We start from the raw sequence: 14,547 nt of genomic DNA, 5'->3' as shown, positions 1-14,547 counted from the left end.
ATTTGACCATGTTGGAGAACTTCGCCACCGGACTTCATATCATCCTCACCTGGCAGCACATTCTGGCCATAGTTGTGGGCTCATTCCTGGGATTGGTGGTGGGTTCGGTGCCCGGGCTTACCGCGACAATGGCTGTCGCCCTGATCCTGCCCATAACCTTTGATATGGATTTTGTGACCTCCATCATGCTCATGGTAGGAGCATACAAGGGGGGCATCTTCGGGGGTTCCATTACAGCCATTCTACTGAACACGCCCGGAACACCCGCTTCTGCCTGTACTGTGCTGGACGGGTATACCATGACGCAGCAGGGCAAGGGCGTAAAAGCGTTGAAAATGGCCAAATACGCCTCCACCCTTGCAGATTTAGGCTCGGACATCATCCTTATCGCTGTGGCCGCACCGCTGGCAGCGGTGGCGCTTCGCTTCGGACCGCCTGAAATCTCCATGCTGATCATCTTCTCCCTTACCGTTGTGGCCGGCGTTGCTGGCAAATCAATCATTAAGGGCTTGATTTCAGGGGCCTTTGGATTGCTCCTCGCCACGGTAGGACTTGATCCGGTCATGACCACCCGCCGGCTGACCTTCAACGTGGTGGATCTGGACAGCGGGATATCCCTGATTCCCTTGCTTATAGGTCTCTTTGCTCTGTCAGAGGTATTCCTTCAATTGGGCAAGAAGTCCAGGACTCGGGCGGATCGGTTCGTGATCAGGCACTCAAGCAACCCCTCGGACAACCGTGTCTCCTGGGCCGAATTCAGGGGATGTGTGCGAACTATACTTCGTGGAACTTTTATAGGCACGGTTATCGGAATTATACCTGGGATCGGAACGGGCATCGCCTCTTTCATCAGTTATGGGCAGGCCAGACGCGCGTCAAAAAATCCCGAGAAATTCGGCAATGGATCCCTTGAAGGTATCGCGGCCTCTGAATCGGGGAACAGTGCAGTGGTTGGAGCTACCTTCATCCCTCTCCTGACCATGGGAATCCCCGGAGACATCATTACTGCAGTCATCATGGGGGCCTTTATGATCCAGGGATTGATCCCCGGCCCGCTGCTCTTCAAAGATCACGCCCACATGATCTATGCCATATTCCTGGGCTTTATTATCTGCGACATCGTATATTTCATTATCGGCAGCCTGTTTATGAAGTATGCGGCCTATCTGAGCAAGGTGCCCAGAGGTTACCTTTTCCCCGTGGTTCTGATCTTTTGTGTGGTGGGCGCATATGCCATCAATCATTCCATGTTTGATGTAGGGACCATGGTTTTTTTCGGGATTCTCGGCTTTTTCATGCTCAAATTCGGATTTGCCACGGCACCGCTTCTCATTGCCTTTATTCTGAGTCCGATCGGTGAGACAGCCGTCCGTCAGTCACTACTTCTCTCCGGGGGGTCCCTGTCTATTTTTGTCACCCGGCCTATCGCCCTTGTCTTTCTTATCATGACGGTACTGTCGATTATCGGGATTATTCGCAGCCAGTTGAAAGGGAGGGCTGCGTCCAAATTCATAAAACAGGAGGATGCGAAATGTGCTTAGCAAGGAAAACTAGATTAGGGATTTTTCTGGTCGCTCTTATCTGTGTTTCAGCTCTCTTTCTTGTCCCTCCAAGGGCCTTCGCGGAATATCCCGATAAACCGATTACCATTCTGGTCGCCTTTGCCGCAGGGGGATCAGTGGACACGACCGTCCGGGCCCTGGCCGCTGGTGCGGAAAAGATTCTGGGTCAACCCGTTATCATCGAGAACAGGCCGGGGGGAGGAGGCAGCGTGGCCCTGGCTGTGTTGAAAGGCGCCTCCCCGGACGGATACACCCTGGCGGGTGCCACGAGTACCGCGATCGTCCGGGTACCCCAGAGGCGAAAAGTGCCCTATTTCCCCCTCAAGAGCTTTACACCCATATTCGCCTATGCACAACCGCCTTCGGCCGTGGTTGTAAAAACGGATGCACCATGGAAGACATTCAAAGAACTTGTTGAATACGCCCGGAAAAACCCGGGCAAGGTGAAATACAGTACGGCCGGGGCCGGGAGTTTCATGCATATGGCCATGGAGATGGTGAAGGTCCAGGAAGGGATCCGGTGGATCCATATACCTTACAAGGGCACCATGCCTGCATTAACAGCTCTTCTGGGAGGACATGTGGATGCATGCTCCGCAGGGCCCCAGTTCGTGGGCATGGTAAAATCAGGGAAAGTTCGAATACTTGCCGTTCAAACAAAGGAAAGAATGGAAGAATTCCCGGATGTGCCTGCCTTCCCGGAACTGGGTTATAGCTGGTACAACAACACCCTTTTCTCGATCTTCGGACCTGCCGGCATGGCCCCTGAGATCGTCAAAAAACTGGAGGCCACTTTTATGAAAGTGGCCCAGACCGAAAAATTCAAAAAAATCCTCAAGCAGTACGCTATGGTTATCACAAATCTTGGAAGCAAAGAGTACAAGGATTTTCTGGAGAAAAGCTGGCCCGAGGAGACCGAGGTCTTGAAAAAACTGGGGTTGATAAAGAAACCTGCAACAAGCCCCAGGTAAAAGGGCAGTCCACCCTCGGCCTGGACTTGGTCCGGCTGAGGGTCGGACACCCTGGAATATCCCATCGATAGACCTCGGCTCAAGAGAGAGGAAGAAATGGAAGATCAATATTTGAAGACAGACGTTCTTATCATCGGTGGAGGGGTGGCAGGACTGAATGCCGCCCTGAGCGCCCGTGAAGCTGGACAGGATGTTGTTATTATGGACAAGGCCGTGATCAAAAGAAGTGGGCATGCTGCCGGAGGCATTGATCACTTCTGCGCCTACCTGAATACGGGGCCGGAGTGGGATACACGGGAGGCCTATCTTGAGTTCACGGCCAAAAGCGCCCGGGGAGCCGCCGATCTCTCGGTGGTTGAAAAAGTTTATTGCGACGAGCTTGAAACGGCCATCAAACGCTTTGATGACATCGGTTGCACACTCCGAAGACCCGATGGAAGCTTTTTCCGTACACAGTCCTTTGGTCAACCCGGACCCTGGTGGATCAATTTCAACGGCAAGAGATTAAAGCCTTTGTTGACCAGGGCGGTCAAACGTGCCGGATGCACGGTACTGGAACGGGTGGTGACCTCAGACCTTCTGGTCTACGATGGTGAAGTGTGCGGTGCAGCGGGGTTTGATATTCGTAAGGGAACCTTTTATGTGGTTCAGGCCAAGGCCGTTATCATGCTTACAGGAGGGACCAACCGCTTGTTCCAGAACCCGACCGGACTGAGCTTCAATTGCTGGATGTGTCCGGCCAATACAGGGGATGGGGAGGCCATGGCTCTCAGGGCCGGTGCTGAGCTGGCCAACGTTGAGTACCTTCGAATGACTCTGGTACCCCGCGGTTTCAGTGCCCCGGGTCTCAACGCCCTCGTGGGGATGGGAGCCAAACTGGTGAATGGGGCCGGGGAAGAGTTCATGAAGAGATATCATCCCCTGGGCATGAAAGGACCCAGGTACACACTGGTCCAAGGGGTACTGGGTGAGTTGAAGGCCCACCGAGGACCCGTTTACGTAGATTGCCGACATATCGATCCGGAGTCCCTGAAGCATCTGGTGACAACATTGAGTTATGACAAGGATACGTATGGTGATTTCCTGGAGCAAAAAGGGATTGATCTAAGCAGGGACCTTATGGAGATAGCCACATCCGAAGGGATGCAAGGCGGCCCAAACGAGGTGTGCGGAAGCGGTATCAAGATCGGACCGGACTGCGAGACCACGGTTCCCGGACTTTTTTCTGCAGGCAATTCCGCGGATCAGTGTCGGAGCCTGCACATGGCGGTGACCGGAGGGATTCATTCCGGAAAAACATCGGCCCGGTATGCCGGCAAAAAGACAGGCAAGGAGATCCCTTTGCCGAAAAACCGGGTACGGGAGATCCGAGAGCGGATATTCGCCCCCATGGCCGAATCTCGTTCTGTTTCATGGCAGGAATTCGAGGATGTGCTCCAACGGACCCTGGCAGAGGGCATGGGGCCCACCCGTTCCGCCTGGACCATGGAAAAGGCCTTAAACAACCTGGACCTCCTGGAAGACTGGAAAGATCGTGTCGGGGCGGCATCCTACCATGATCTTTGTCGGACCCAGGAGGTATACAATATGCTCACGGTGGCCCGTTGCATGATTTCAGCGGCCCTGTTCCGAAAGGAGAGCCGTTTCGGCCTGTGCCATAATCGCCTCGACTTTCCAGAAACCGACGACAACCGGTGGCTCGGTCAGGTCACGGTGAGGATAGAGGACGGGGAAAAGGTGCGGACCGTATTTTTCCCTATTAAGTATAAATGAAGCTCTCCGCTGCAGGCAGTGGTTTAACTTGAGCGGAATTATGATGGAAGCAAACCCGCCTTTGCACAAAAGCGCTTCAGTGCACTCACCCAGCCATTCCTCCCTGTAACAGACTACAGGGTGTCCCGGCAAAGTCGAATGAAAGGAGAGTAAGGAATCAATGCCTCCAGTGATTAATGAAGATATGTGTGTGGGTTGCGGGACCTGTGAGGACTCCTGCCCCCTTGACGTCATTTACATGGACGAGAAAGAACAAAGACCCTATGTGAAATATCCGGATGAATGCTGGCACTGCGGATCCTGCCGTCAGGATTGCCCCGAAGAAGCCATTGAAATTCGGTTTCCCTTAAGAATGCTGGTAGGCGCAGGTGCAACTCCATATTGAGCCCATATTATGCAGTTGCCAAGTCTACCTAAAAATCGCTATATACTGCCCCAAGGGGTGACCTGGTCATGTTTTTCCACGGGGATACGGGAAAAATGATTCATCAGGAATACTTTCTCTAGCTGCCGATATTTATCTTGGTCAAGGGTAATTATGGATATTTACGATAAAATGGTTTCGCTATATTACCGGTGGCACCGCTTGGAAGAGGAAGGAAAAACATCAATTATTGATTTTGATCTTATCCGGCAAGGAGACAGGTTTCCAGGGATGTTCACCAGCCGCCGAGAGGTCAGGGAAAACCTCAACAGGATCATTGAAGAGTATGAAGCCTATGAGCACCAGGACACGTTTATAAAGGAAAAACTTAAAGGTGCCTTAAATTATTTGGATGCCCTCATGGGCAAACAAATTCCATTCGCTGAATATGTCCAAAATACGATGGGAGTCAAACCCGTCCCCATTCCCCGGAACAGGCTTGAAGAAGAACAAGAAAAGGCCGGGCGATCCATGGCTGAACTCGGGTATGAATATTCAAAACAGGGATTCGAGGCCCTTGAAAAGGAGACCTGTTTCAGGGATAAAGATGAAATCATTTCATCGTTCAACGCATTGGAGAAAAAACTCGTTCCGATGATTCTGGATTGGCTTGGCCTGGATGTGACACCCAGTTATAAAATCGAATTCTTCCGGGAAGAAGCCTTTTGGATGAACTGGATACTCACTGATTCCAAAGGCGATATCCTGTTAAGATTCAATATTCATCCCGTTCAGATGAAAAAGTGGAGGAAGGGGTCTACGGAGTTTTTCGTTTTTCATGAAATCTGTTGCCATGCCTTGCAGTCTCTCTCCTGGAGGCGTCGGATTGAAAATCACCATATGCCCCCCTTTGCCGGACTTACTTCATTATTCACACCCGAACAATTCGTATCCGAGGGAATCGCACAAACTCTCTACTACTTTTTCCCCGGCGACCCCTTTTCGATGCACGGCAGGCTTTTTCTCCACGTCAACAATCTCAGGCACATGGTTTCATCAAACGCGCACATAATGATAAACGAAGGTGAAGATCCGGAAGATGTTTATAAATACATGGAAAAATATCTACCGAATCTGGATAAGGATTTTATTCTGAAAGACTTGGGGAGACGGGCTTCAGAGCCTCTCTCAAGGACGTATCAATATATTTACGGCATTGGATCCTATTATCATCAAGAACTCGCAAAGCGCCTCGACAAGGAAAGCAGGAGAAATTACGTCCTTGACATCTTTACTACCATAAGAACACCAAAGAACATAATGGAAGAAATATAATATTCACATCAGCCCTGGGCCTGAACCTGCACAAGATCATGGAGATACAAGCCAAGCTGGTTTCTAACCACATCTTGAGACCTTTGAAAAATGCTCCCTTTTGCCCAATCTCGGCGTCAGGCTCAAATTTTAATCCTCGAAATACTTCAATGTATGGATGCCTGTCCCGCTTGGCATCCCAAGCGGGATGGTTAAAATTTTCGCCTTCCTTGACCTTGAACAAAATTAAACGTTTTTCAAAGGTCTCATCTTTTAAAAACAGATGGGGGCCGGAACCTCTCCGGCCCCTTGCCATTTCAATTTATTGTCTTAGGGCGAAACCGACAAAGATGTGGTTATGTACCAAGGAGCAAAACTTTCATCAATCGCATCTGCTACACTTTCCCCATGCGGTCCCGTCCGTTTTTAATAAATTTATCGGTCGGGAAAAGGCGCTCCTCTTCGGCGTGAATCTGAATGGCTCTTTCGATTTCAGAAGGGTCACCGGACTTGATAGCCGCAAGGAGGATGCGGTTGGACCTCAATAGGCCCTGAGGTCCGTTGGGAAAGAGATCATCCAGATGGGGCATATAACCCTTAAGCAGGATGTCGTGAAACATGCTCCAAATAATATAAAAGATGCTGTTACCTGAAGCCAAGGCAATTTTCTTGTGGAATTCGGTGGCAAAAGGGAAATAGGCATGTGTGTCTGTACCGCATGCCTCCATTTCCTTGATTAATCGTTCCAGTTCCTCGAAATCCTCTTCAGTTGCGTTGCGGGCTGCCGAATGAGCAATGCCCAGTTCAACATATTTTCTCACTTCCCAGAGATTTTGAATGGATTGATCATCCACATTAATCAGGTAGGATAAATGCTCGCGGAGGGTCTCGAGATATTGTGTCAGCTTTATCTCCCGGACTGTTGAGCCGCGAATACCGCGATTGATTTCGATAAGACCCATAAGATGAAGAATCCTAAGCGCTTCTCTTATTGTCGGACGGCCGACGCCGAACATTTCCGCCAGTTCGCGCTCTGAAGGCAGACTGTCTCCAGGTTCCAAAACACCGTCAAAGATGGCCATCTTAATCTGGTTGGCGACTTCCTCATAAAGATGTGCCCTCTTAACTTGTTTAAAAGGGAGTTTTTTTGACATTTTCCAGCCTCTATGTGTCGTTCAATTCATCGTCAATCAGTGCCCCTCCATAAATGGCCTTTTTGCACGATCTCGGACGCCTGCTTGTGCCAGGCACCCCAGCGTGCCGACACAACATAAAGGTGCAGCCAGATGTGGCGTACTGGAGTACGCCTGCGCGAAATCTTTTGATTTATCCTCGTAAGACTCGAACACCCCATTCCTATTGGCGGGTCCCTGGTCTCCTTGACCTTGCCGCAAAAATTTTCATTTATGGATCGGCACTAACCTAATACTAGCATGAATTCACTTGCTGTTACAGGTTGCGGTTTGTGACCTCTTGAAACCCAGTTCGAAAAAATCGATGAAAAAAATAGCTTTGCCGTCCGCAAAATTAAAAAAATCGCAGTGGCAAAGCCATATTTTGGGCGTAAAGTCGGTTTTTCTCCGATAACAATAAAATTCATTATTGGACATGATAGATATCTAGCATGAGAATGGTAATACCATGGAGTCTGTTTATAGTCAAGAAATTGTGTTTACAGCACTTTTCAGAGTAAACTACTATCGGCTGAAGCCGTAAGGTTAGGGGCCAAGGGGTCGAGGGTTCAAGGGGTCAAGTGAAAAACATCTTTCTTTAAATCCCGGTTTCTCACGCGAACCCCGGACCCTTTGAATCCTTGAACCTTGGTCAAAAAACGATCGAACTGAAGTCTTCGCCCGTAAAGCCCAGGCTTCTCTTATTCCCCAAATGGGACATTAACCAAATTCCTTTAACGCGAGGTCTCACATGACTATCAGGAGATACCCCCCGATACTCGACGGACACAATGATTCCCTCATAAAACTATATCTCTCCGGGTACAAAGGTCACAAAGCATTTCTCAATGGAGGCGGCAAGAACCATCTTGATCTCCCGCGGATAAAGCATGGGGGGTTCGGAGGCGGCTTTTTCGCGGTGTTCGTTCCATCGGATGATGAGCCTCCGGAACATCCCGGCGCGAATCTCAATGACAATGGGATTTCCTACGATATCCCTCTTACAAAGCCGGTCAACCCTGCCCGGGCCCTGGAGATGACTATCATTGAAATGGCGGCCCTCTTCCGATTGGCGGACGAGTCAAATGGGAAAATCAAATTAAATGCCCTTTACGTCTTTGCCGAGGCAGGTCTCCGTTCAGTCGGCATAACCTGGAGCCGTTCAAACGCCTTCGGTTTCGGTGTTCCCTTCAAATTTCCCCAATCACCGGATACAGGTCCGGGTTTGACCGATATAGGTGTCCGTCTCGTGAAGGCCTGTAATAGTCTTGGAATCATTGTGGACCTGGCGCACATAAACGAGCAGGGATTTTGGGACACCGCACGGATCACTCAGGCCCCTCTTGTGGTGACACATACCGGCGTCCATGCCATCTGTCCCTCCTCGCGAAATCTTACCGACAAACAACTGGATGCCGTGGGTGAATCCGGAGGAGTCGTTGGAATAAACTTCCATGTCGGCTTCCTGCGAGCTGATGGAAGGCTGAATCCCGATACCCCGATCCATGAAATTGTCCGCCACATTTGCTATGTCGCAGACAAGATCGGCATCGATCATGTGGCCTTTGGATCAGATTTTGACGGCGCCACCATTCCCAAAGATCTAAAAGATGTCGCCGGGCTGCCAAAACTTATGTCAGCCTTGGAAAAGGCAGGATTCGATGATGAAGCTCTAGTAAAAATTTCTCACGAAAATTGGATCCGTATATTCAAGCAAACGTGGAAAGATCAAAACTGCCAGTAAGTGCCCATCCATAAATGGCCCTTTTCCCCAATCTTCCGCCTTCGCTATGGCTACGGCGTGACAAGCTGCGTCAGGCTCAGATTTTAATCCAAATTATGCGTGAACGCCTGTCCAAGGAAGGGTAAAAGGATTTTCCCAGGAGCGGCCTATTTTGGCTCTGGAGCAGCCTGCCTGCCGCAGGCAGGGAGAGCGGAAGAGCCAAAATCGGCAGTAAGCAGAGCCATGGACGGCGTAGCGAACGTAGCGGAGGGAACATCCCTTTCCCCTTCACCTATCGGGTGCTGTCAAAATACTTTAACATATTGTAATAAAGATCAATTTCATCATTAGCGCATAATTTGGGTTTAATGTCCCAGTCTGTGAATGGGAGAACCTTGGACTTTCCAGGCGAAAACTTTAGTTGGATCGTTTTTTTAGTAGGGTACAAGGATTCAAGGGGCCCAGGGTTCGAGTGAGAAACCGGGATTTAAAGAAAGATGTTTTTCACTTGACCCCTTGAACCCTCGACCCCTTGGCCCCTAAGCTTACGGCTTCAGCCGATAGTAGTTTAATCCTCGAAATACTTCAATGTATGGTGCCTCTGCCGCTTGGCATTTAAATATTTTTTTACCGCACAAGAGAAAAAGTCTAAACCTTTTCAACCGGAAGCAAAGGGCAGCGATCCTCAGCCCGCAGGTTTTATCGACTTTTTTCACTAGGACAATCCATCCCGACCGCTGAACCGCGTTGTAAAAAACCCGAAAATTCCTCTTCGGGAACAAAGCGACCGCCTGTCGTCCACACAATATGATTTGCCATGGCCATTTGCCCGGTCAGTCCGTGTCGAGTCAAATATCCCTTCCCGGCATCGGAGGCCAGCAGGAAGCCCGGGCCGGCAAAGCCGGCGGCGGCTGAGGGCTCTATACGGATCTTTTCCATTTGGTCCAACTTGTACAGGAAATGAAACAGCTCGTCGTCCGTCACGGTAAAAATGCCTGATACCAACCGGCTGCACAAGTCAACCACGAGGGTTGAAGCCTTACTGACTGCAAGTCCATCTGCCTCGGTGGAATTATCAAGACCAATGTCGTAGACGGACAAAGTGCTTGAATCGAACCGGGTCGCCAACCCCAGCAGCATGCAGGGAGCCTGCACCGGTTCCCCCCAAAAACAATGCACATTATCGCCAAAAATGTGCTTCAGCCCGAAAGTGATGCCACCGGGAGCTCCGCCTACTCCGCAGGGCAGATAAACAAACAAAGGGTGACGCTGATCGACAACGATCTGCAATTGCTCAAGCTGCTCCTTCAGCCTCAAGGCGGCGACGCTGTACCCCAGGAAAAGCGCCTCCGATCTTTCATCATCGACAAAATATCCGTACGGATCAGACAATGTCATTTCCCGGCCTGCTGAAACCGCAGAAGAGTAGTCTGAAGCGTGCTCAACCACCTCCACACCTCGGTCGCGCAAGTGCTTCTTTTTCCATGCCTTGGCTTCCGCCGACATGTGCACAACGGCTTTGAATCCCAGGGCCGCCGCCATCACGCCGATACTCAATCCCAAGTTTCCGGTGCTGCCCACGGATACGGTGTATCGTCCGAAAAGCCGCCTGGCCTGTTCGCTGCGCAAGGCCGAGTAGTCTTGCTCGACGGAAATCAACCCGTTTTCCAAGGCAAGGTTTTCAGCCAGTAACAGCACCTCATAGATCCCGCCCCTGGCCTTGACCGAGCCGGCCACCGGCAGGGCATGGTCCGCTTTCACCCAAAAGGCGCCTCCCTGGTCGATTCCACTTGCTTGACATAAGCTTTCGCCCATGGCCGGTATATGAACCAGATCGGATTCAATGATTCCTCCGCTGTCTTTGAGTTCGGGAAACAAGTCGACCAACAGGGGCGCAAAACGCTCCAAGCGATCGGCCGCATCTTGAATCCGGTCGATCCCGATCTTCAGGCCGGGCAACACTTCGCCGGCCCGCGCCAGGTCGGAATTGATCCACAATAACGGTTTCTTTTCCTTTAATTGGTCAATGACCGACGCAGAGTCATCGAAATTCATCATGCTCCCTTCCTTGACACCGTTTCAAACTGCAAAACAACACATCACCGGCCATTCGGAAATTCCCATTAGAAAGAAAACCCCCAGCCGATCCGACATCGAAAAAGTCTGCCCGTCCGCTCACCTTATGCTTGTGGGTTAAAACGATTCTTTGATCTTTCTGCATATTAAATCGATTGTCGCCTCCAGATAATCCCGGCCCTTTTCGGCCGTGGCCAGCCTGGGGTCCCCGATTACTCCATTCTCATCCACAAGGTGAGTACCTTGGTGCAATTTTTCTTTGATCTCCGCCAATTCGTCCAGATTACCTGCCACTGCTTCATTCATTTTTACGAGTTCAGGCGCTATTTCGAGCATCAAAGAGGTCTCCCACTCGCCGCTATGTATCCCGGCTTGACCCTCGGTTATCCCCTTTGCGCTCGCCTGCTCGAATGCGTTTTCCATCAGGCCGTCGAGGTCAGTGTAAGCGATTACCTTTGCATCTTCCTCTACTTCCAGTTGTTCCATCGCATCGCCCAGTGGTTTGAAATTCCCGCCATGGGTCGGTACGAGCACGATCTTTTTAAAACCGTGATGCAACAGGCTCCTCACCGTATCAATAACCACTTGTTTAAAGGTCTCCTCTTCCAGAGTAATAGTACCGGCAAAGGCCATATGATGTCTGGAACATCCTACTCGATAGGTCGGAGCCAGAAAAGCCCCAAGTCGTTCTGCAAGGCCCAATCCAATCCTGTCGGCCACAATGGCGTCCGTGCCTGTAGGTAAATGCCTTCCATGCTGTTCGTTAGAACCAAAACAGACAACAACAGTGTCCCGCCCCCTGTCTATCTCAGAGCGGATTTCAGGCCAGGTCATGTTTTCCAATTTATAAACACCCATCATTTCCCTCGTTTTCATTTCAGCAGGCTGTTGAAAAGCTACTGCACTTAAGGTCTCGTTTTATCATGGGAAAATTCCCCTACCCTACCTGTTTTACCGTCTCCCGATCACACACCCCGGCCGTGCCTGTGTGTGTATGTTATCATGAATCACCAGTTTGCCGTTAATAATAACGTGTGAGATACCTATAGGATACTGGACAGGATCCTCATAGGTCGCCCGGTCGGTTACATTGTTTGGATCAAAGACAACAAGGTCAGCCTTATAGCCCTTCTTAACGAGGCCGCGGTCCGTCCATCGAAGCCTTCGGGCCGGAAGGCCGGTCATCTTGAGAACCGCTTCTTCCAACGAAATGACATTATGCTCACGGACATAATACCCCAACACGCGCGGAAATGTGCCATAGCTGCGAGGATGCGGCATTCCCATGGATCGGGACCCATCCATAGGCATACCGAATCCGTCGGTGCCGATCATCATCCCGGGATGAGACAACTCCGCCCTTCGATTATCCTCGGACATTGAAAAAATGATGATACTCGCATCAAGATCCGTCTCCAACAGGGTATCAAGAACCCACTCGTGGGGTGACTTGGCGACCTCGGCGGCGAGATCGGCAATGTTACGGCCCTCATAGTCTCGGTTCATGGGTGAGCTGCTGATAACCACTTTGTCCCATTCAATCTTGTGCCCAAGACCGCTGGTGCCGGTCATCATATGGTCGCCCATCTTTTGACGGGTTACACGGTCCTTCAGACGTTTCAAGATGACCGTTTTGCCGCCTTCCTGCGCCCACTCGGGAAGCAGGGCCAGCAGGCCCGTATTACCGGCCAAGTAAGGATACATGTCGATCGCAATATCCAATCCCTCTGACCTGGCACGGTCAATCAGCTCCAAGGCTTGGGCGGACTTTCCCCAGTTTTCCCGTCCTACGGCCTTGAAGTGACTGATCTGCACCGCAGCGCCGGTTTCCCGTCCGATACGAATGGCTTCAGCGACGGCTTCAAGCAACGTGTCACCTTCACCCCTGATATGGCTGAAGTAAAAGCCTCCGCGTTTCCCGACCGGGTGGGTGACGGCTATCAATTCTTCAGTAGAGGCATATGAACCCGGCGGATAGATGAGGCCGGTGCTGACGCCAATGGCACCCTCGTCCATTGCTTTTACGATTTCAGACTGCATCCGGGTTATCTGCTCGTGGTCCGCCGGCTCAGAACTGAAAGCCATTATTGCCGATCGCACGGTCCCTTGTCCGACCAGGGGCACAACGTTTACCGATGTACCTATACGAGCCAGGTATGTAAGATAACCGCCGAAGCTTGCCCATTGCTCCCAGGGCACCGGCATATCTTTGCTCTCCATCATTTCTGTTACCTGTCCGCGAGTATCGTCAAGCAGCGGGGCTGGCGATGCCCCGCATTGTCCGACGACGACGGTTGTAATGCCCTGATGCACCAAGCTGTCGGCTGTAGGACACATGGGTAAAGAAAAATCCGCATGTGAATGCATATCCACGAAGCCCGGCGCCACAACGCAGCCGGATGCATCAATCACCACCTCCGCATTTGCATCCGCCATAGGGCCCACATCAACAATACTATCCCTCTCTATTGCTACATCCGCGCGATACCGGGCAGCACCTGAACCATCCACCACCACGCCGTTCCGAATCAGAATATCCACCATACAACCTCCTCATGTTTGACACCGTGTTCTTTCCACGAATTGGGTCTCTTGTTTGTCCCCTTTGGGGAGTGAGAGAAACCCGATTCTTCAGGCGAAGACTTCAGTTCGAATGTTTTTCAATTAGTATACATTGAAGTATTTCGAGGATTAAAATCTGAGCCTGACGCAGCTTGTCACGCCGTAGCCATAGCGAAGGCGGAAGATTGGGCAAAAGGGCCATTTATGGATGGGCACCAATTAGGATTCAAGGATTCCAGGGTGCTTTTTTCAACAACCTGTTACATCCATCTTAATCAAAACAGATCCTATACATCTCAAGTTTTCTTTTTAAAAGATGCTGCAACTTGCGCTCAACACGATCCGGGAAGTGACATTTTACAAAATGATCTGTATCGGTTTCCAGAAGTGGAGGATCCTTTTGCCGGCATATCTCTTTGAAAAAAGGGCAGCGGGGATGGAACCTGCATCCTTTCGGCGGATTTATCGGGCTGGGGACATCCCCCTGCAGCACACCCTCCTGAGAACTCCTTTGTCTGGGGTTTAACGTGGGATTTGATAATATGAGATATGCCGTATAGGGATGATGAATCGCCCCCTTGCGGAAATCATTACTATCCAGGATTTCCATAATCTTACCCAGGTACTGCATGCAGCCAGTCATAGCATCTTGGGGGCGCCGAAAATCCACCGTGATCTAACCGAGGCAGGTATTCGTTGCGGGAAAAACCGCATTGCCCGAATCATGCGCAAGGCCGGGATCCGTTCCCGAGTAAAAAGGAAATTCAAGGCAACGACCAACTCCAAACACAATCTGCCGGTAGCACCGAACCTGCTCAACCAGAATTTTAACGTGGCGGCCCCAAATCGAACCTGGGTTGGCGATATTACCTACATCTGGACCAAAGAGGGCTGGTTGTACCTGGCAGTGCTCCTGGATCTGTTCAACCGGGAGATAGTTGGTTGGTCAGCGTCCAACCGGATGACCCGTCAGTTGGCTATCGATGCACTGGAGATGGCTGTAGGTCGGCGCCATCCCGAAAAGGGCCTG

Annotated in this window: 12 protein-coding genes; 7 read left to right on the top strand and 5 right to left on the bottom strand. The window is 50.9% G+C overall.

The window, feature by feature from the left end:
- Positions 1–8 precede the first annotated feature (8 nt).
- From JRF57_15390 to JRF57_15370, 5 genes are all read left to right on the top strand, one after another.
- Positions 9–1,541: a tripartite tricarboxylate transporter permease gene (locus JRF57_15390; GenBank protein ID MBW2305087.1), complete on the top strand. Its 1,533-nt coding sequence runs from the start codon at positions 9–11 to the stop codon at positions 1,539–1,541.
- Positions 1,532–2,533 carry a tripartite tricarboxylate transporter substrate binding protein gene (locus JRF57_15385; GenBank protein ID MBW2305086.1) on the top strand — a complete coding sequence of 334 codons (1,002 nt, stop codon included), beginning with the start codon at positions 1,532–1,534 and terminating at the stop codon, positions 2,531–2,533. The genes JRF57_15390 and JRF57_15385 overlap by 10 nt, the downstream gene beginning before the upstream one ends.
- 96 nt (positions 2,534–2,629) lie before the next feature.
- Complete coding sequence (locus JRF57_15380; GenBank protein ID MBW2305085.1) at positions 2,630–4,306, top strand: FAD-binding protein; 1,677 nt, start codon at positions 2,630–2,632, stop codon at positions 4,304–4,306.
- A 160-nt stretch (positions 4,307–4,466) separates the two neighbouring features.
- Entirely contained in the window at positions 4,467–4,691 is a 225-nt protein-coding gene (locus JRF57_15375) for a ferredoxin family protein (protein ID MBW2305084.1), read from the top strand.
- A 270-nt stretch (positions 4,692–4,961) separates the two neighbouring features.
- Positions 4,962–6,005: a hypothetical protein gene (locus tag JRF57_15370; protein MBW2305083.1), complete on the top strand. Its 1,044-nt coding sequence runs from the start codon at positions 4,962–4,964 to the stop codon at positions 6,003–6,005.
- 374 nt (positions 6,006–6,379) lie between these two features.
- Here the strand turns inward: JRF57_15370 and JRF57_15365 are convergent, their stop codons facing one another.
- Positions 6,380–7,138, bottom strand: coding sequence for a FadR family transcriptional regulator (locus JRF57_15365; protein ID MBW2305082.1), 759 nt, complete (start codon positions 7,136–7,138; stop codon positions 6,380–6,382).
- Between the two features lie 769 nt (positions 7,139–7,907).
- Here JRF57_15365 and JRF57_15360 point away from each other — a divergent pair.
- Positions 7,908–8,900, top strand: coding sequence for a membrane dipeptidase (locus JRF57_15360; protein ID MBW2305081.1), 993 nt, complete (start codon positions 7,908–7,910; stop codon positions 8,898–8,900).
- 678 nt (positions 8,901–9,578) lie between these two features.
- On the opposite strand, the gene JRF57_15355 is transcribed toward JRF57_15360, so the two are convergent.
- From JRF57_15355 to JRF57_15340, 4 genes are all read right to left on the bottom strand, one after another.
- On the bottom strand, positions 9,579–10,937 hold the full coding sequence (locus JRF57_15355; GenBank protein ID MBW2305080.1) for a D-serine ammonia-lyase: 1,359 nt from the start codon (positions 10,935–10,937) through the stop codon (positions 9,579–9,581).
- Between the two features lie 135 nt (positions 10,938–11,072).
- Positions 11,073–11,831, bottom strand: coding sequence for a creatininase family protein (locus JRF57_15350; protein MBW2305079.1), 759 nt, complete (start codon positions 11,829–11,831; stop codon positions 11,073–11,075).
- Positions 11,832–11,906: 75 nt separating this feature from the next.
- Positions 11,907–13,499, bottom strand: a complete 1,593-nt coding sequence (locus tag JRF57_15345; protein MBW2305078.1) for a D-aminoacylase — start codon at positions 13,497–13,499, stop codon at positions 11,907–11,909.
- Between the two features lie 289 nt (positions 13,500–13,788).
- Positions 13,789–14,127 (bottom strand): hypothetical protein, encoded by a 339-nt coding sequence (locus tag JRF57_15340; GenBank protein ID MBW2305077.1) that lies wholly within the window; start codon positions 14,125–14,127, stop codon positions 13,789–13,791.
- On the opposite strand from JRF57_15340, the gene JRF57_15335 reads away from it, so the two are divergent.
- On the top strand, positions 14,080–14,547 hold a 468-nt coding region (locus JRF57_15335; GenBank protein MBW2305076.1), incomplete at its 3' end, for an IS3 family transposase. The genes JRF57_15340 and JRF57_15335 overlap by 48 nt on opposite strands.

It is taken from the genome of Deltaproteobacteria bacterium, from assembly GCA_019310525.1.
Lineage (GTDB): Bacteria > Desulfobacterota > DSM-4660 > Desulfatiglandales > HGW-15 > JAFDEE01.
This window is presented reverse-complemented; position numbering and strand designations above follow the sequence as displayed.